This window comes from Weizmannia acidilactici (assembly GCF_008974185.1).
GTDB lineage: Bacteria > Bacillota > Bacilli > Bacillales > Bacillaceae_C > Weizmannia > Weizmannia acidilactici.
On record NZ_BKZP01000007.1, the window covers coordinates 96,728 to 111,558 of the forward strand.

The following is a 14,831-nucleotide window of genomic DNA, read 5'->3' on the forward strand; positions in this document are numbered from 1 at the left end:
GTTGCGCATCTTTTTTTAAAACATGCTACAATAAACGCAGGAAAGGGGCAGATCGATGCTGAAGTTCATTTTGATTAAATTGATCCGTTTTTATCAACTGGTGATTTCCCCCCTGACGCCGCCAAACTGCCGTTTCCAGCCGACCTGTTCGAATTACGGCCTGGAAGCCATTAAACGGTTCGGGGCAATCCGCGGCGGGTATCTGACCGTAAGAAGAATTCTAAAGTGCCACCCGTTTCATGCCGGCGGGTACGATCCCGTTCCAGAACAGTGGCCTGTCAAAAAACATTAGATGTACGCCTCCGCTGCATACGTTTTTCTTTTTCTGAAAACGGTACAGATGGAGGTGCTTTTTTATGAAAGAAAATAAAGAGCAGCAGAAGAAAAACAGCAACAGCCAAAACGACTTTGGCGCGGATATCGACGAGCTGGCCATGAACGGATCTTACGGCATGCTGGAAACTGAAGAAGCAGACAAAAGCAGCGAGTAAACAGGCAATGGGGGCAGACAGATACTGCCCCTTATTTTTTTCTTGCCATGCGTGCCGGCTTTTAGTATTATATTTTTTGTGAGTAAATCGTAATCATTCCTAATTAAATTTTTACAAGAAAGGAATATCCGTTTTGAGAAAAATTTCTTTGATACTGCTTGCCTTTACGATGGTCGTCCTTTCAGCATGTTCGAATGGGCAGCCAAGTAAACCGGAAAATAAAATTTCCGTCTACACCACCGTGTATCCTTTGGAATATGTCACACAGCAAATTGGCGGGAAATATGTCACGGTCCAAACGATTTATCCACCGGGCACCGATGAACATACGTACGAACCATCGCAGAAGGATATTTTAAAACTTGCCGATTCCGACTTTTTCTTCTACATCGGCCTCGGGCTTGAAGGATTTGCGGATAAGGCAAAACAAGTTTTACAGGGGCAGAATGTCAAAATGATGGCGCTTGGGGACCGCCTCAATGTTCCGGAGAAAAACAGCCCGAATGTGGATCCCCATGTCTGGCTCGACCCTGTCTATGTGAAGCAGATGGCCGACATGATCGCGGAACAGCTGTCGAAAAAAATGCCGAAACAAAAAGCGTATTTTGAAAAGAACTACAAACAACTGGCCCAAAAGCTCGACAAAGTAAACGCCGAATACAAAGCTGCCGTCCAAAAATCAAGAAATAAAGAAATTGTCGTCTCGCACGCAGCTTACGGATATTGGGTAAAACGCTACGGCATCAAGCAAATTCCGATCGCCGGGCTGTCAACGTCGGACGAACCGTCGCAACAGCAATTGGAGAAGGTCATCCAAAAAGTAAAACAAGACCATCTTTCCTATATCGTTTTTGAGAAAAATGTTCCTTCTAAAATCGCAGATGTCGTGCAGCAGGAGACGAATACAAAACCGGTTTATATCCACCACCTCGGCGTACGGACGAATAAAGAAATCAAAGAACATAAAGATTATTTTACTTTAGTGAATGACAACCTAAAGGCATTGGAAAAAGCTTTGCAATAAGCGGGCATCTTTTGCGGCGGATTGCGGAAACTAATGCTTGTACCACATGCTTAAAGGGGGGTGCAGCATGGCAAAAGACGTCTTATGCGAAGTGAAAAACTGCGTATTTTGGCAGGAAGGGAATCTCTGTTCTGCAGAAGCAATCTATATTGTCAGCCATACAGGGAAGCAGGCTGAAAACCAGTACGAAACAGACTGTAAAACGTTCGAGTCGATTTATTGATCGGGAAAAGGCGCTTATCATTTGATAGGCGCTTTTTCTGTTGCCCGTATATTTTTGGCGACGCTGATCTCTAAGTTTGAGTCGACATTTGGCAAATCTAGCCTGCTCATCTGAAAGCCCAACAAAAAACTGCTGCAGATAAAGATACAGCAGTTTTTTTCTTTCAAAATACTTCCTTGTATATCCGGACTTTTTCCATATACGCCTGGTTCAACCCGAATCCGATTCCCGATTCATTCGAAAGCTGAATTTTTCCATTTTCTACCTTGATTTCGGGAACAATAATATCTTTTTCCCAAAAACGGCTTGAAGCAGAGATATCGCCCGGAATAGTGAAACCCGGCAAAGAAGCGAGCGCAAGGTTAAAGGCGCGCGAAATGCCGAATTCAATCATCCCGCCGCACCAAACCGGAATGCCTCGGGCCGCACAAAGATCATGAAGCCGGATGGCCGGCCACAAACCGCCGACCCGGCCGATTTTAATATTGAGCACCCTGAAACTGCCGAGGCGGAGCGCGCTTTCCGCATCATGGTACGTCACGATGCTTTCATCAAGGCAAACCGGCGTTTTCAACTGTTTTTGCAATAAGGCATGATCCACAATATCATCGGCGGCAAGCGGCTGTTCAATCATCATAAGCCCGTACCGGTCCAGTTTCTCAAGCTGGGGCAAATCTTCCAATGTATAAGCGGAATTCGCATCCGCCATAAGCGCCAAATCTGGAAAGTTGCGGCGGATCTCACGGATGAACGATTCATCATGGCCGGGCTTGATTTTTACTTTGACTCTTTCATAGCCATCGCCAAGAAATGATTCGATTTGCCGCAGTGCTTCCGCTGTATCATGGCTGCCGACCGCAACGCCGGCAGCCACCGTTTCCCGCGTGCCGCCGATCAGTTTCCATAGCGGAATGCCTTTCTTTTTTGCATACAGATCCCAAATGGCTGTTTCAATCCCGGCTTTTGCCATATGGTTGCGCCGGACTGCACGGAAACGTTCACTCACTTCTTTCGGGTGAAAGATTGGCTTTTTCATGAGTAGCGGGATCAGGACGTCTTTCAGTATATGGAAACACGTCCGTACTGTCTCTTCCGTATACCACGGCGTCGAAAAAGCGATGGCTTCCCCGTATCCGGTCACACCGTCTTTGTCCGTTACTTCAAGCATGATCGCTTCCCGTTCCACCACTTTTTCAAGTGCATTTTCAAACGGGGATTTGAGCGCCATTTTTATGACCGATAACTGGACCCTCTCAATTTTCATCATGACGGCAGCCACTCCAAAAGTTTTCTGCGCATCAATTTATTGGATGCATTGCGCGGCAAGTCCGATACGGTAAAAAATTTTTTCGGGATTTTGTATTTCGCAAGGCGTACTTCACAAAATGCCTGGAGTTCGCTTTCTAAAACTTCTTTTTTTGTGACAATAAAAGCCGCCGGCACCTGGCCCCATTTTTCGTCTTCCATCCCTACGACGCCGGCTTCCAATATATCCGGATGGGCCAGGAGCACTTCCTCAACCTCGGCCGGGTAAATATTTTCCCCGCCGGAAATAATCAGATCCGACCGCCTGTCCATTACATATAAAAAGCCTTCGTCATCGAGATAGCCGATATCGCCGGTAAAAAACCAGCCATCTCGGAAGCTTTTTTCGTTGGCATCCGGGCGGTTCAAATATCCGATCGTGACATTCGGCCCTTTGACAGCAATTTCCCCATGCTCAAACGGCTTGCATTCCCTGCCTTCAGAAACAATGTGAATCTGTGCAGGAAACAATGGTTTTCCTGCGGATCCGATTTTCCGCAGGCTGTCTTCCGGCGCAAGTGTCACGATTTGGGAGGACGTTTCGGTCATGCCATATGATTGGAATACAGAAATTTGCTTTTCGGCGCAAGCCTCAAGAAGCGGGCGCGGCGCCGGCCCCCCGCCGAGGAGCATACAGCGCACGTTCGGATGAAGCGATTTTTCCCCAAGTTCGTTTAAAATCCGCTGCAATGTGTTGGCCACAACCGACATGATCGTAATGCAGCCCGATTGCAGCAGTTTGACGGCCTCTTTTTCATTAAATTTTTCCATTAAATAGACCGGCATGCCGTAAAAAACGGAACGCATGAGGATAGAAAAACCGCTGATATGAAAAAGCGGCACTGCGCACAGCCATACATCTTCCTCCCTCAAGCCGAGATTCAGCGCAGATCCGGCTGCGCTCCACCAGTGGTTGCCGTAAGTCTGCAGCACGCCCTTTGGCTTGCCGGTCGTTCCGGACGTGTACATGATCGAGCAGACATCATCGAGTGTAAACTCTGCTGCTTCTTCGTAATCGGCAGAAGGCAAAGCAGCAAGCGTTTCTCGTTGAATGACCTGCACTTTCTCTTTTAGCACAACCGATTTTTCCTGAAAATCTTTTTCCGTAATCAGCCATTTTGCTCCGCTGTCCTGCAACTGGTACTGCATCTCAACTGTTGTCAAACGGTGATTGAGAAAAAGCGTGCGTACGCGCAGCTGCTGCAGGGCATGGAGGATGACTACTGTTTGCGGGCGGTTTTTTAATAAGACGGCAGCTGTATCTTCCGGCTGCATACCGCGACCAGCCAGTTTTTGTGCCGTTTCTTTCACCTGCTTGTATAACTCGACAAAAGTGAGTATTCCATCTTTAAACACAAGCGCCGTACGGTTCGGCGTCAAGTATGCCCGTTGTTTTAAAAAATTGGGTAACATATGATCACCTGAATTGAAATCGTTCATTTTGAAAAAAGCAGCTTGTTAAAGGAAGTCGCCTTTCATGACACAGTCTTCAGTATTCCTTCAAAAAGACAATTGCCCCAAAAACTGCCGCTTATATATTCTTTCTCCCTGCTGATTAAAAAACATTGATAAGAATTTAGGCTGCCTCAATCAGAGACAGCCCATTTTTCGATCACGGGAAACGCGGGAATTGGCCAAAGTCCGGTTTGCGTTTTTCCTTGAACGCGTCGCGGCCTTCTTTCGCTTCATCCGTTGTGTAATACAAGAGCGTCGCATCCCCCGCAAATTGCTGCAAGCCGGCAAGCCCGTCCGTATCAGCGTTGAACGCGGCCTTTAAGAAGCGGATCGCCATCGGGCTTTTCTCAAGGATTTCTTCCGCCCATTTGATCGTTTCTTCTTCAAGTTTTTCAAGCGGCACAACCGCATTGACGAGCCCCATTTCCAATGCTTCCTGCGCATTGTACTGGCGGCACAGGTACCAGATTTCGCGCGCTTTTTTGTGACCGACGATTCTTGCCAAGTAACCGGCGCCGTAACCGCCGTCGAAGCTGCCGACTTTCGGTCCGGTTTGCCCGAAGATCGCATTGTCCGCCGCAATTGTCAAATCGCAGACAACATGCAGCACATGGCCGCCCCCGATCGCATAGCCGGCAACCATTGCGATGACCGGTTTCGGGATGACGCGGATTAAACGCTGAAGATCCAGCACGTTCAAACGCGGAATATTGTCTTTTCCGACATAGCCGCCGTTGCCGCGCACTTTTTGGTCGCCGCCGGAGCAGAATGCCTTGTCCCCCATTCCCGTCAAAATAATGACGCCAATTTTGGAGTCATCGCGCGCCCTCGTAAAAGCGTCATACATTTCATTTACCGTTTCAGGGCGGAAAGCATTGCGCACATGGGGACGGTTAATCGTAATCTTGGCAATGCCGTTGTAAGATTCGTATAAAATATCTTCATACTCATGTTCCGTTTTCCATTCGACTGCCATGAAGTGTTCCTCCTTTATACGTACATTCTTTGACAATTTATCAACAATTTTTTAAAAATCCCTTTACCATTGTACCAAACTTTCGCGGATCTTCCGCATGAATTGCATGGCCGCAATGCGAAAAAATAATTTTTTTCGCATGCGGCATCCTCGCTTTCATTTCTTCGGCAATCCGGCAAAATTTCGGATCCCCTTCGCCGGCAGCAAGCAATACAGGAAAGTCAAGTTTCTGGAGGCAATCCCACCATGACGGCTGGGCTCCTGTTCCCATACCGCGCAGGCTGTTTGCCAATCCAACCGGGTCATTTTCCAGGCGTTGCGTACGGATTTTCTCCCGGACATCAGCCGCAAGCTTTTTCTGCGATTCAAACAGCGGAATATTTGTCCAATAATCTACAAACGCTTCGATCCCTTCCGATAAAATCCGGTCCGCCAGCTGCTCATCCTGCTTTCTGCGCGCCGCCCGTTCCGCCTCTGTTTTTAAGCCGGGGGACGCGCTCTCCAGCACAAGTTTTTTCACCATTTGCGGATACAGCACCGCGAATGTGAGCGCCAGCCGCCCACCCATAGAATAGCCAAGAACGGAGGCCTGGGCGATTCCAAATTGTTCCAAAACAGCACGCAGATCCGCTGCCGCTTTTTGAATCGCATAACGCCCTGCATCATCCGGTTTGGCTGTTTTGCCGTGCCCAATAATGTCGACGAAAATACAGCGGAACTCATCCTGCAGCAAAGTCGCTATTTCTTTCCAGATATCCCCATTTCCTGTAAAACCATGCAAAAGCAGCAGCGGCTCGCCCTTGCCGGCCGTTTCCACATGATATTCCAAGCCATTGATTTTCATTGATTTTCACCTTGAAAATAAGTTTCCATTTCCCGGGAAACTTGCATCCACATTCTCCGGTGGTTTTCGACGTTTTTGGCGCGGTCCGTCTGTACTTCGATGACTTGCAGCCCGTTTTCGTAACCGGAAAGCGCCCCGCGGAATTCCTTCCAATCACGCGGCTTTACATAGCGCCCGTCGTACATCTTTACCGCATATTCAAACTCAAGGCCGGTCGGAGTACCGAACAGCCTTTCAAAGTTTTTCGGCTCGTTTGATTGCGGCAAAAACGAGAAGATCCCGCCGCCATTATTATTGATTAAAATGACACAAAGATTGAGCTTGTGCATTTTTGCCATCAGCAAGCCGTTTAAATCATGAAAAAAAGACAAGTCGCCGATCAACAAATACGCTTTGCCGGCACTTGCGCTTACACCCGCCGCACTGGATACAACACCGTCAATACCGTTCGCTCCCCGGTTGGCCAAAATCCGGATATTTTTGCTGTTCACCTGGAAAAATGTGTCAACATCGCGGATCGGCATGCTATTGCCGACAAAAAGCGTGCTGCCATCCGGCAAAAGTTTGGCAAGTTCCGTTACCGTTTTTCCTTCATCGAGCCCTTTTTCCGTCTCCATCGCAATTTCCACAATACTCCGGGCCCGTTCGTTCAACGTGTGCCACATCGTGAACCATGAGGAATGGGAATCCATCGAAACAGCAGATGCCAATTTATTGCAAAAAGCGATTTCATCACAGTAAACGGCGGTTGTCCCGCGTTTGACCGGATCGCGCCAGCCGTTTCCGCCATCCACGACAAAATGGTCGACTGTTTCCAATTTTTTCAAAAGAAGCGTCAGCGATTTTGAAACCGGCATCGCCCCAAAGCGGATTACAACATCCGGTGCAAGGTAGCCCGCCCATTTTGGATCTTTTAACAAGGAATCATAATTTTCAATGATCCGTTCTTTCCCGTGCTTTCCGCTCCGCAGCTGCGACAGCGGATCTGCCAAAATCGGATAGCCGGTTTTCTCGCTGAGCGTGAGGACCGCTTCAGGAAACCCGGGTTCATCGATCGTTCCGCAAATAATCAGCCCCCGTTCTTTAGGACGGATGGCTGCGGCAATTTTTTGAATCTCGCCGCCTCCAAGCTCAAGTTTTCCAATCGCGCTTCCAATTGCCTGGTTTTCTTCCTTACAGGCAAAAGGGGGAGGATCCAAAACCGGCACCAAAGGTTCCCGAAGCGGGAAATTCAGATGTACGGGCCCTGCCGGCTGCTGCACCGCCGTTACAACCGCCCTGGTTGCCGTTTGCCGTACAAATTGCAGCACTTCTCCCCCCGCTTCCGGCAGTGGCATTTCCTCAAACCATTTGGCATGCGGACCGTACAGCCGGATCTGGTCAATGGCCTGCGGTGCGCCGACATTGCGCAGTTCATGCGGCCGGTCTGCCGTCAGTACAATCAGCGGCACCCGCGAAATATTTGCCTCCGCAACAGCCGGGAAATAGTTGGCGGCGGCGGTTCCCGATGTACAGAGGAGCACGACCGGTTTCCGCATTTCTTTTGCCATGCCGAGCGCAAAAAAAGCCGCCGACCGCTCATCAATATCGATATAAATTTGAAAATTGGGATGTTCCGCAAGCAGCATCGCAATCGGCGTGGACCGCGATCCAGGGCTGACCACGGCATGGCGGACGCCCATCGCGGACAGCTGCCTGATAAAAGTTGCCAAATACGTTGTCATGATTTCCTGGTGTTCCACTCTATTTTCCTCCTAAAGCACGCAGCATCGGGGTAAATTTGACACCCGTTTCTTTATACTCTTCTTCCGGTACTGAATCTGCGACCACGCCGCAGCCGGCATAGAGGTAAGCGTGGTCCTCTTTCAAAAGCCCTGACCGGATACCAACGCAAAACTCGCCATTGCCCCTGTAATCCACCCAACCGAGCGGCGCCCCGTAAAGCCCCCGATCCATTTTTTCCAGGCGGCGGATTGCTTCCAAGGCGCATTTCCGCGGGATTCCCCCGAGGGCAGGCGTCGGGTGCAACGCTTTTGCCAATTTAAAAATTGTCGTTTCTTTATCTTTAACCGTGCCCGTTACCGGCGTGTACAAATGCTGGATATCGCGCATTTTCATCAATACCGGCGCATCCGGCACAATGAGTTCGCTGCAAAAAGGTGCGAGCACATTTTGGATCATAGAAACGACAAAACGGTGTTCGTTTAAATTTTTCTTATCTGAAAGCAGCATTCCGCCCAATTTCAGATCTTCTGCTTCATCCCGGCCCCGTTTGATCGAACCGGCCAGGCAAGTCGATAAAATTTCACGGTCCGTTTTCCTGATCAGTCTTTCCGGCGAGGCCCCCACAAAACTTTCATTTTCCTCTTCCAGCACAAACAAATAGCTTTCATGCTGCTGTTCGGACAAAGCTAAAAGCACAGCATCAGTGTTCACGGCACCGTCATAAGCCATCTCCATTTTTCTTGCGAGCACGACTTTATCCATTTCACCTTTTTGAATGAGTCTTACCGCATTCGCGACACTTTCTTTCCATTTTGCCGCGCTGATTTCCCGCACATATTTTACTTTCGGAAGAGCCGGATCACGAGGACTTTTTGTTAAAAGCCTGCGTGCGGTTTCTTCCGCTCCCCGCATGCCGCCTGGCAGGTCCTGTCCATTTGAAATTGCATTTACGGTGAGGTAGACCGCATCTTTTTTAAAGGTAAAAAGAATTTGCGGAATGCGGAATATCCCCTGCCCGAATGCTGCCCATTCCCGTTTTCCGAGCGTCTGATCAAACGCAAAACCGCCGAAAAGAAGCGGGCCTGTCCCCATTTCCTGGATTTCCTGATCAATTTCCATCCGTCCCGCCAGTTCATTCCATTCTTTTTCAATCTGCGCAAAACCGTCCGCTTCCGTGACGCGAAAGGTGCGCACATCGCCGAATCCGATAAATACAATTTCACGCTGTGGATCCTGCCAATAAAACCGGTTTCCGTAAAAGAGATGAGCGCCCGCATTAAATAATTGAAATGGTCCGGGCACCGCTTGGCAGTTCACCACCTTGCTGTACAGTTTTTGGACCGGCGGATTTTTCTCCTTTAATATATATGAGTTATTTTTAGCCAAAAGATCTCCTCCAAACAAAATCATACTTAAGGCCAATCCATCTATTCCAGTATTCCGGAGCAGAAACATTACATTTTTGTGAACATATCCTTCTCTATTATATAGAATCCGTCAACCGAATTCAGCAAAACGGCTTAAAATAAGATTCTGTTACAAATACATTGACACTTTATGATTATTTACCTAAACTTTAAATGTACTAATTTTGTCATATATTTTTTGATAGAAAGATAAAGGAGAGAAAGATGATGAATGCGCAATCTTCTCCGGCAATCCACCCTGATAAAGGCTGGCGGATTTGGTGGCAATTGACGCGTCCCCATACATTAACGGCCGGATTTGTGCCCGTGATCCTTGGTACAGTGCTGGCTTTGGGCAAAACCCGCATAGATCTGATGCTGTTTGCGGCTATGATGGTGGCAACACTTTTAATTCAGGCTGCGGCCAATATGTTTAATGAATATTACGATTTTAAGCGTGGTCTCGACAATGAGCATTCCGTCGGGATCGGTGGGGCGATCGTCAGAAACGGCGTAAAGCCAAAAACCGTGCTGCATTTAGCACTTGCGTTTTTTGGCGCGGCCATTTTGTTCGGCGCCTATATTTGCGCAGAAAGCTCCTGGTGGATTGCACTTATCGGGTCTGTCTGCATGCTTGTTGCGTATCTTTATACGGCAGGGCCTTTCCCGATTTCATCCACCCCGCTCGGTGAACTGATTTCAGGCTTTTTCATGGGTGTCATTATTATATTACTATCATTTTTTATTCAGACAAAAACGATTACATGGCCGATTGTATTTGTCTCGATTCCGATTATGATTCTAATCGGTGCGATCATGCTGTCCAATAACATCCGCGATTTGGACGGCGACAAAGCAAACGGCAGAAAAACGATTGCGATCCTGCTCGGGCGGAAAGGCGCCATCATCCTTTTAGCCGTGATGTTTGCCCTTTCCTACCTGTGGATGGTCGGGCTCGTCTTATTCGGCGTTGTGACCCCGTGGGTGCTGCTCGTGCTTGTCAGCGCGCCGAAACCGGTCCGTGCCATTAAAGGATTTATCGGAAAAAGCGAACCGATCCAAATGCTGCCTGCCATGAAAGCGACGGCACAAACGAATACCATTTTCGGGCTGCTTTTGTCCATCAGCTTTTTAGTCGACCACTTTTTCTAAATACCATCAAAACAAAAAAAGCGGCGGGGATCATGCTGTTGGCATACTCCCGCCGTTTTTATAGCTACCTGCCCGTACTTTGTCCGGTAGACTTTCGCAATCGCCTGGACGCGGTCCGATTTTCTGTAAATGTTTGGGATGTGGTTCTTCACCGTATTGACGCTGATATTCAAATAATCCCCAACTTCCTGGTTATTGCAGCGTTCAAGCACCAAATAAAGCACATCTTTTTCCCTCGGCGTTAACGGAAATCCGGATATGCTGCCAAACCGTTTCTTTCTCCAAAGCCATCGCCTGCCCCAAAATACCTTCGCCGATATAAAATGTTTCTCCCAGCAGCGCAGGCATATTCGTTTTTTGGATTTGATACGCTTCATCTTCGATTTTCCCCGCATAACCAAGAACTTTCTATATTTCCAAGCAGAAGGTCAAATAGTTTTGAAAGAAGTTGGCTGATGCCCATTTTTCCGTCTGTAAAATCATTGATTAAGCGAAAAACAGGCTGGATGCCGCTGCAATGAATAAGGGAATCCCCCGCCATCGTAACAAGGTCCGGATTCAGCTTCGCATACTTTTCAACCGCAGTCTGTTCGTTTTTTACTTCATACACGGCTTTTGTAATCATGTCTCTCAATTGCATCCGCATGAATACGGCGTCATCCGTAAACAAATACTCTTCCCATTCCAAACTCCCTTTATCTCTGTCTGGTACTGGAACTAATCGAGCGTTAAAACAGGACCTCGATGACGAATTCCTTTTCCGCAAAACATCTGAATGTTCTTAATACGAAGAACGCACACAGGTTGAGCCTAAAGCGGAGGCTTTGGCGAATCAAAGGGAATCAGCTCTTGGTTTCTAAGGCAATTCGCTGCTGTGTATATGAGCCATCTATGGGAGACAGTGCACCGGGGTGACGGGTTTCATCGGATTTTTGAAGGACAGTTTGAATAATTTTGGAAGGGAGCTGGTATTCACCAAGAAAAAGAAAACAAAATGTCTTTATAAAATCTTAAAAAAGGACTGTCTCAGTTTGATATGCTCCCCTTAAGGTAGACAGATTAAAAATAAAAAATCTGTTTTACCTTAGGGGAGTTTTTCTATGTATAAGCAATATACTACAGAGTTCAAGCTTGAAGTTTTACTTGCATATGAAAATCGAGAATGTACCATTCAAGAGCTTTGTAAAAGGTATAAAATTACTAAATATTCTTTAAGACAATGGTTGAAGGAATTTGGAAAAGCGGGTTTAGAACGTGCTAATACTTGGAAAGGTTATACCAAAGAACTTCAGGAAGCAGCTGTAAAAGATTATTTATCTGGTGAATTCTCACAGTACGAGATTGTTAGGAAATATGGTATTTCAAGTAGATCAGTACTTCAACGATGGATTAAGGAGTATAATAGCCATAGAGAATTAAAGGATACGTCGAAAGGAAAGACAAGCTCTATGACTAAAGGAAGAAAAACGACTTGGAATGAACGGATACAAATTGTGCTTGATTGTTTGAGGAACGGAAAAGACTATAAAAAAACAGCAGAGACTTATGAAGTTTCTTATCAACCAGTATATCAATGGGTGAAGAAGTATGGAAATGGTGGGGAAGAAGCGCTTAAAGACAAACGAGGAAGAAAAAAAGAAGAAGCAGAGTTATCTCCAGAAAAGAAAATGAAACGGGAGATGAAAAAGTTAGAAAGAGAAAATGAACGCTTACGTGCGGAGAATCTATTTTTAAAAAAGTTAGAGGAAATCGAAAGGAGGCGAAAATAAACCAAATCCTATTTGAAGACAAGTATGTATCCGGGAACTTCATGAGAAAGAGCACCGAAGCATTATCTTATTATGTGAAATCGCAGGTATTTCACGAGCTGCTTACTATAAGTGGTTGAAACGTTCGTCTTCCTCCCGAGAACTTCAGAATAAAGAAATCAAAAAAGAGATGAAAGTTCTCCATGAGAAAGTGGACGGCATCTATGGTTACCGTCGAACGGCTTTGAATATAAATCGAAAGCTTGGTCAGCTCTTCAATCACAAACGTATTTACAGACTGATGAAAGTTGCCGGTATACAATTTGTTATTCGAAAAAAGAGGAAATATTTACATAAGTATCAGACATTTGAAGAATTATCTCTTGCGATTGATGAGTACGTCCATTTTTATAATTATGAAAGGTATCAAAAAAGACTAAACGGCCTTAGCCTCATGGAATATAGAGCTAAAGCCGTTTAGATATTTTTTTATTATTTCTACTGTCCACTTGACAGGGGGCAGTTCAGATTAATACTGAAACAGCCCTATTTTCTAATATGACCCGTACGGGATTCGAACCCGTGTTACCGCCGTGAAAGGGCGGTGTCTTAACCGCTTGACCAACGGGCCATGAATGGCGGAGAAGGAGGGATTTGAACCCTCGCGCCGCTAATCGCGACCTACACCCTTAGCAGGGGCGCCTCTTCAGCCACTTGAGTACTTCTCCATATGGCTCCGCAGGTAGGATTCGAACCTACGACCAATCGGTTAACAGCCGATTGCTCTACCACTGAGCTACTGCGGAATGGAATGGGCCTAAATGGACTTGAACCATCGACCTCACGCTTATCAGGCGTGCGCTCTAACCAGCTGAGCTATAGGCCCGTAATGGAGCGGGTGATGGGAATCGAACCCACGACAACAGCTTGGAAGGCTGTGGTTTTACCACTAAACTACACCCGCATGAAAGGGCGGATGATGGGAATCGAACCCATGAATGCCGGAGCCACAATCCGGTGCGTTAACCACTTCGCCACAACCGCCATACGCATGTAATTTTAAATTATATCTAAATGGTGGCTCGGGACGGAATCGAACCGCCGACACAAGGATTTTCAGTCCTTTGCTCTACCGACTGAGCTACCGAGCCAAAAATGAAGCGGTCCCGACGGGAATCGAACCCGCGATCTCCTGCGTGACAGGCAGGCGTGATAACCGCTACACTACGGGACCAAATTGCGGGGGCAGGATTTGAACCTGCGACCTTCGGGTTATGAGCCCGACGAGCTACCAGACTGCTCCACCCCGCGATAATAAGATAACAATGATATGGCGGAGGAAGAGGGATTCGAACCCCCGCGCGGTGTAACCCGCCTGTCGGTTTTCAAGACCGATCCCTTCAGCCGGACTTGGGTATTCCTCCGTAACGAATTCAAAAAAAATATAAATGGTGGACCTTGTAGGACTCGAACCTACGACCGGACGGTTATGAGCCGTCTGCTCTAACCAGCTGAGCTAAAGGTCCGGAAACATAGCGGCGGAGGGGATCGAACCCCCGACCTCACGGGTATGAACCGTACGCTCTAGCCAGCTGAGCTACGCCGCCATTATCCAATCTATATTTGGTGGAGCCTAGCGGGATCGAACCGCTGACCTCCTGCGTGCAAAGCAGGCGCTCTCCCAGCTGAGCTAAGGCCCCTTTTTTGTCATCATGGTCGGGAAGACAGGATTCGAACCTGCGACCCCATGGTCCCAAACCACGTGCTCTACCAAGCTGAGCTACTTCCCGGAAGGAAATTAAAACGCGCCCAAGAGGAGTCGAACCCCTAACCTTTTGATCCGTAGTCAAACGCTCTATCCAATTGAGCTATGGGCGCATATTTTATAATGTTAATGATGCCGAGGACCGGAGTCGAACCGGTACGGTAGTCACCTACCGCAGGATTTTAAGTCCTGTGCGTCTGCCTATTCCGCCACCCCGGCGGGATATATGGAGCGGAAGACGGGATTCGAACCCGCGACCCCCACCTTGGCAAGGTGGTGTTCTACCACTGAACTACTTCCGCAAACAGTGCGGGTGAAGGGAGTCGAACCCCCACGCCTTACGGCGCCAGATCCTAAGTCTGGTGCGTCTGCCTATTCCGCCACACCCGCGGAAATGGTGAGCCATGCAGGATTCGAACCTGCGACCCTCTGATTAAAAGTCAGATGCTCTACCGACTGAGCTAATGGCTCATTTTTGCCCGCCATATTTTCCTAAAATAACATTTAACCCTGCACTATCTCTTTTTTAACAACAAACCATGCTTGTCACAAAAAAGATTATACTATATCAGGTTAAATATGTACATAGCCAATTCTACTTTTTTACATCAAATATGGTGCCGGCCAGAGGACTTGAACCCCCAACCTACTGATTACAAGTCAGTTGCTCTACCAATTGAGCTAGACCGGCAGTCTCGCACTCGCATATAAAAATAG

The 14,831-nt window shown here is 47.5% G+C and carries 15 protein-coding genes and 20 tRNA genes; 7 read left to right on the forward strand and 28 right to left on the reverse strand.

Going from position 1 to position 14,831, the window contains the following annotated elements; all coding sequences use genetic code 11:
- Nucleotides 1-55 precede the first annotated feature (55 nt).
- The 4 genes from yidD (at nucleotide 56) to BpJC4_RS04850 (ending at nucleotide 1,738) form a co-directional block, all read left to right on the forward strand.
- Entirely contained in the window at nucleotides 56-292 is a 237-nt protein-coding gene (gene yidD / locus BpJC4_RS04835; RefSeq protein WP_151679446.1) for a membrane protein insertion efficiency factor YidD, read from the forward strand.
- 64 nt (nucleotides 293-356) lie between these two features.
- Complete coding sequence (locus BpJC4_RS04840; protein ID WP_151679447.1) at nucleotides 357-491, forward strand: DUF4021 domain-containing protein; 135 nt, start codon at nucleotides 357-359, stop codon at nucleotides 489-491.
- Nucleotides 492-660: 169 nt separating this feature from the next.
- Nucleotides 661-1,515 (forward strand): metal ABC transporter solute-binding protein, Zn/Mn family, encoded by an 855-nt coding sequence (locus tag BpJC4_RS04845; protein ID WP_371862160.1) that lies wholly within the window; start codon nucleotides 661-663, stop codon nucleotides 1,513-1,515.
- Nucleotides 1,516-1,582: 67 nt separating this feature from the next.
- Nucleotides 1,583-1,738, forward strand: a complete 156-nt coding sequence (locus tag BpJC4_RS04850; protein WP_151679449.1) for a DUF1540 domain-containing protein — start codon at nucleotides 1,583-1,585, stop codon at nucleotides 1,736-1,738.
- 163 nt (nucleotides 1,739-1,901) lie between these two features.
- Here the strand turns inward: BpJC4_RS04850 and menC are convergent, their stop codons facing one another.
- The 6 genes from menC to BpJC4_RS04880 all read right to left on the reverse strand — a co-directional run bounded on the left by menC (nucleotide 1,902) and on the right by BpJC4_RS04880 (nucleotide 9,429).
- Nucleotides 1,902-3,005, reverse strand: coding sequence for an o-succinylbenzoate synthase (gene menC / locus BpJC4_RS04855; protein WP_151679450.1), 1,104 nt, complete (start codon nucleotides 3,003-3,005; stop codon nucleotides 1,902-1,904).
- Nucleotides 3,002-4,456 carry an o-succinylbenzoate--CoA ligase gene (locus BpJC4_RS04860; protein WP_151697593.1) on the reverse strand — a complete coding sequence of 485 codons (1,455 nt, stop codon included), beginning with the start codon at nucleotides 4,454-4,456 and terminating at the stop codon, nucleotides 3,002-3,004. Before BpJC4_RS04860 ends, menC begins: the two co-directional genes overlap by 4 nt.
- A 199-nt stretch (nucleotides 4,457-4,655) precedes the next feature.
- Nucleotides 4,656-5,474, reverse strand: coding sequence for a 1,4-dihydroxy-2-naphthoyl-CoA synthase (gene menB, locus BpJC4_RS04865; RefSeq protein WP_151679452.1), 819 nt, complete (start codon nucleotides 5,472-5,474; stop codon nucleotides 4,656-4,658).
- A 40-nt stretch (nucleotides 5,475-5,514) separates the two neighbouring features.
- Nucleotides 5,515-6,318 carry a 2-succinyl-6-hydroxy-2,4-cyclohexadiene-1-carboxylate synthase gene (menH, locus tag BpJC4_RS04870; RefSeq protein ID WP_151697594.1) on the reverse strand — a complete coding sequence of 268 codons (804 nt, stop codon included), beginning with the start codon at nucleotides 6,316-6,318 and terminating at the stop codon, nucleotides 5,515-5,517.
- Entirely contained in the window at nucleotides 6,315-8,060 is a 1,746-nt protein-coding gene (gene menD, locus BpJC4_RS04875; protein ID WP_151697595.1) for a 2-succinyl-5-enolpyruvyl-6-hydroxy-3-cyclohexene-1-carboxylic-acid synthase, read from the reverse strand. The genes menH and menD overlap by 4 nt, the downstream gene beginning before the upstream one ends.
- A gap of 1 nt (nucleotide 8,061) precedes the next feature.
- Nucleotides 8,062-9,429 (reverse strand): isochorismate synthase, encoded by a 1,368-nt coding sequence (locus tag BpJC4_RS04880; protein WP_253724287.1) that lies wholly within the window; start codon nucleotides 9,427-9,429, stop codon nucleotides 8,062-8,064.
- A gap of 248 nt (nucleotides 9,430-9,677) precedes the next feature.
- Between BpJC4_RS04880 and BpJC4_RS04885 the strand changes: the two genes are divergently transcribed.
- Nucleotides 9,678-10,601: a 1,4-dihydroxy-2-naphthoate polyprenyltransferase gene (locus BpJC4_RS04885; RefSeq protein WP_151697597.1), complete on the forward strand. Its 924-nt coding sequence runs from the start codon at nucleotides 9,678-9,680 to the stop codon at nucleotides 10,599-10,601.
- Here BpJC4_RS04885 and BpJC4_RS04890 read toward each other — a convergent pair.
- Together BpJC4_RS04890 and BpJC4_RS16890 are read right to left on the reverse strand one after the other, a co-directional pair.
- The gene (locus BpJC4_RS04890; RefSeq protein WP_172967438.1) at nucleotides 10,598-10,978 is read right to left on the reverse strand and encodes a response regulator transcription factor; all 381 of its coding nucleotides are present in this window, start codon (nucleotides 10,976-10,978) and stop codon (nucleotides 10,598-10,600) included. The two genes, BpJC4_RS04885 and BpJC4_RS04890, sit on opposite strands and share 4 nt — an antisense overlap.
- Nucleotides 10,975-11,289, reverse strand: coding sequence for a response regulator (locus tag BpJC4_RS16890; protein ID WP_216643708.1), 315 nt, complete (start codon nucleotides 11,287-11,289; stop codon nucleotides 10,975-10,977). The genes BpJC4_RS04890 and BpJC4_RS16890 overlap by 4 nt, the downstream gene beginning before the upstream one ends.
- 412 nt (nucleotides 11,290-11,701) lie before the next feature.
- Here BpJC4_RS16890 and BpJC4_RS04900 point away from each other — a divergent pair, with 412 nt between their 5' ends.
- Both BpJC4_RS04900 and BpJC4_RS17065 read left to right on the forward strand, forming a co-directional pair.
- Complete coding sequence (locus BpJC4_RS04900; protein WP_151679457.1) at nucleotides 11,702-12,370, forward strand: helix-turn-helix domain-containing protein; 669 nt, start codon at nucleotides 11,702-11,704, stop codon at nucleotides 12,368-12,370.
- Nucleotides 12,371-12,485: 115 nt separating this feature from the next.
- The gene (locus BpJC4_RS17065) at nucleotides 12,486-12,830 is read left to right on the forward strand and encodes an IS3 family transposase (RefSeq protein WP_151697598.1); all 345 of its coding nucleotides are present in this window, start codon (nucleotides 12,486-12,488) and stop codon (nucleotides 12,828-12,830) included.
- 78 nt (nucleotides 12,831-12,908) lie between these two features.
- Here BpJC4_RS17065 and BpJC4_RS04910 read toward each other — a convergent pair.
- The 20 genes from BpJC4_RS04910 to BpJC4_RS05005 form a co-directional block, all read right to left on the reverse strand.
- Nucleotides 12,909-12,980: transfer RNA gene (locus BpJC4_RS04910), tRNA-Glu, on the reverse strand.
- Nucleotides 12,981-12,985: 5 nt separating this feature from the next.
- Nucleotides 12,986-13,077 (reverse strand) — tRNA-Ser (locus tag BpJC4_RS04915).
- Between the two features lie 3 nt (nucleotides 13,078-13,080).
- Nucleotides 13,081-13,155, reverse strand: a tRNA-Asn gene (locus BpJC4_RS04920).
- Between the two features lie 6 nt (nucleotides 13,156-13,161).
- Nucleotides 13,162-13,235, reverse strand: a tRNA-Ile gene (locus tag BpJC4_RS04925).
- Nucleotides 13,236-13,239: 4 nt separating this feature from the next.
- Nucleotides 13,240-13,313: transfer RNA gene (locus tag BpJC4_RS04930), tRNA-Gly, on the reverse strand.
- Nucleotides 13,314-13,320: 7 nt separating this feature from the next.
- Nucleotides 13,321-13,393: transfer RNA gene (locus BpJC4_RS04935), tRNA-His, on the reverse strand.
- A gap of 31 nt (nucleotides 13,394-13,424) precedes the next feature.
- Nucleotides 13,425-13,500: transfer RNA gene (locus tag BpJC4_RS04940), tRNA-Phe, on the reverse strand.
- A 10-nt stretch (nucleotides 13,501-13,510) separates the two neighbouring features.
- Nucleotides 13,511-13,583 (reverse strand) — tRNA-Asp (locus BpJC4_RS04945).
- 3 nt (nucleotides 13,584-13,586) lie between these two features.
- A tRNA-Met gene (locus BpJC4_RS04950) sits at nucleotides 13,587-13,660 on the reverse strand.
- 20 nt (nucleotides 13,661-13,680) lie between these two features.
- Nucleotides 13,681-13,773, reverse strand: a tRNA-Ser gene (locus BpJC4_RS04955).
- A 25-nt stretch (nucleotides 13,774-13,798) separates the two neighbouring features.
- A tRNA-Ile gene (locus BpJC4_RS04960) sits at nucleotides 13,799-13,875 on the reverse strand.
- A gap of 7 nt (nucleotides 13,876-13,882) precedes the next feature.
- Nucleotides 13,883-13,956: transfer RNA gene (locus BpJC4_RS04965), tRNA-Met, on the reverse strand.
- A 17-nt stretch (nucleotides 13,957-13,973) separates the two neighbouring features.
- Nucleotides 13,974-14,049: transfer RNA gene (locus BpJC4_RS04970), tRNA-Ala, on the reverse strand.
- Between the two features lie 13 nt (nucleotides 14,050-14,062).
- Nucleotides 14,063-14,139: transfer RNA gene (locus tag BpJC4_RS04975), tRNA-Pro, on the reverse strand.
- Nucleotides 14,140-14,153: 14 nt separating this feature from the next.
- A tRNA-Arg gene (locus tag BpJC4_RS04980) sits at nucleotides 14,154-14,227 on the reverse strand.
- Between the two features lie 20 nt (nucleotides 14,228-14,247).
- A tRNA-Leu gene (locus BpJC4_RS04985) sits at nucleotides 14,248-14,333 on the reverse strand.
- 8 nt (nucleotides 14,334-14,341) lie between these two features.
- Nucleotides 14,342-14,416 (reverse strand) — tRNA-Gly (locus BpJC4_RS04990).
- 6 nt (nucleotides 14,417-14,422) lie between these two features.
- Nucleotides 14,423-14,504 (reverse strand) — tRNA-Leu (locus tag BpJC4_RS04995).
- A 5-nt stretch (nucleotides 14,505-14,509) separates the two neighbouring features.
- A tRNA-Lys gene (locus tag BpJC4_RS05000) sits at nucleotides 14,510-14,585 on the reverse strand.
- Nucleotides 14,586-14,729: 144 nt separating this feature from the next.
- A tRNA-Thr gene (locus BpJC4_RS05005) sits at nucleotides 14,730-14,805 on the reverse strand.
- Between the last annotated feature and the right edge of the window lie 26 nt (nucleotides 14,806-14,831).

Bases quoted from the DNA above. Each gene is read 5' to 3' on its own strand.
- BpJC4_RS04860 (WP_151697593.1), bottom strand. From the start codon at position 4,456: ATGTTACCCAATTTTTTAAAACAACGGGCATACTTGACGCCGAACCGT.
- BpJC4_RS04850 (WP_151679449.1), top strand. From the start codon at position 1,583: ATGGCAAAAGACGTCTTATGCGAAGTGAAAAACTGCGTATTTTGGCAG.
- menC (WP_151679450.1), bottom strand. From the start codon at position 3,005: ATGATGAAAATTGAGAGGGTCCAGTTATCGGTCATAAAAATGGCGCTC.
- BpJC4_RS04885 (WP_151697597.1), top strand. From the start codon at position 9,678: ATGAATGCGCAATCTTCTCCGGCAATCCACCCTGATAAAGGCTGGCGG.
- BpJC4_RS04890 (WP_172967438.1), bottom strand. From the start codon at position 10,978: ATGAAGCGTATCAAATCCAAAAAACGAATATGCCTGCGCTGCTGGGAG.
- menH (WP_151697594.1), bottom strand. From the start codon at position 6,318: ATGAAAATCAATGGCTTGGAATATCATGTGGAAACGGCCGGCAAGGGC.
- BpJC4_RS04840 (WP_151679447.1), top strand. From the start codon at position 357: ATGAAAGAAAATAAAGAGCAGCAGAAGAAAAACAGCAACAGCCAAAAC.
- menB (WP_151679452.1), bottom strand. From the start codon at position 5,474: ATGGCAGTCGAATGGAAAACGGAACATGAGTATGAAGATATTTTATAC.
- BpJC4_RS04900 (WP_151679457.1), top strand. From the start codon at position 11,702: ATGTATAAGCAATATACTACAGAGTTCAAGCTTGAAGTTTTACTTGCA.
- BpJC4_RS04845 (WP_371862160.1), top strand. From the start codon at position 661: ATGGTCGTCCTTTCAGCATGTTCGAATGGGCAGCCAAGTAAACCGGAA.
- yidD (WP_151679446.1), top strand. From the start codon at position 56: ATGCTGAAGTTCATTTTGATTAAATTGATCCGTTTTTATCAACTGGTG.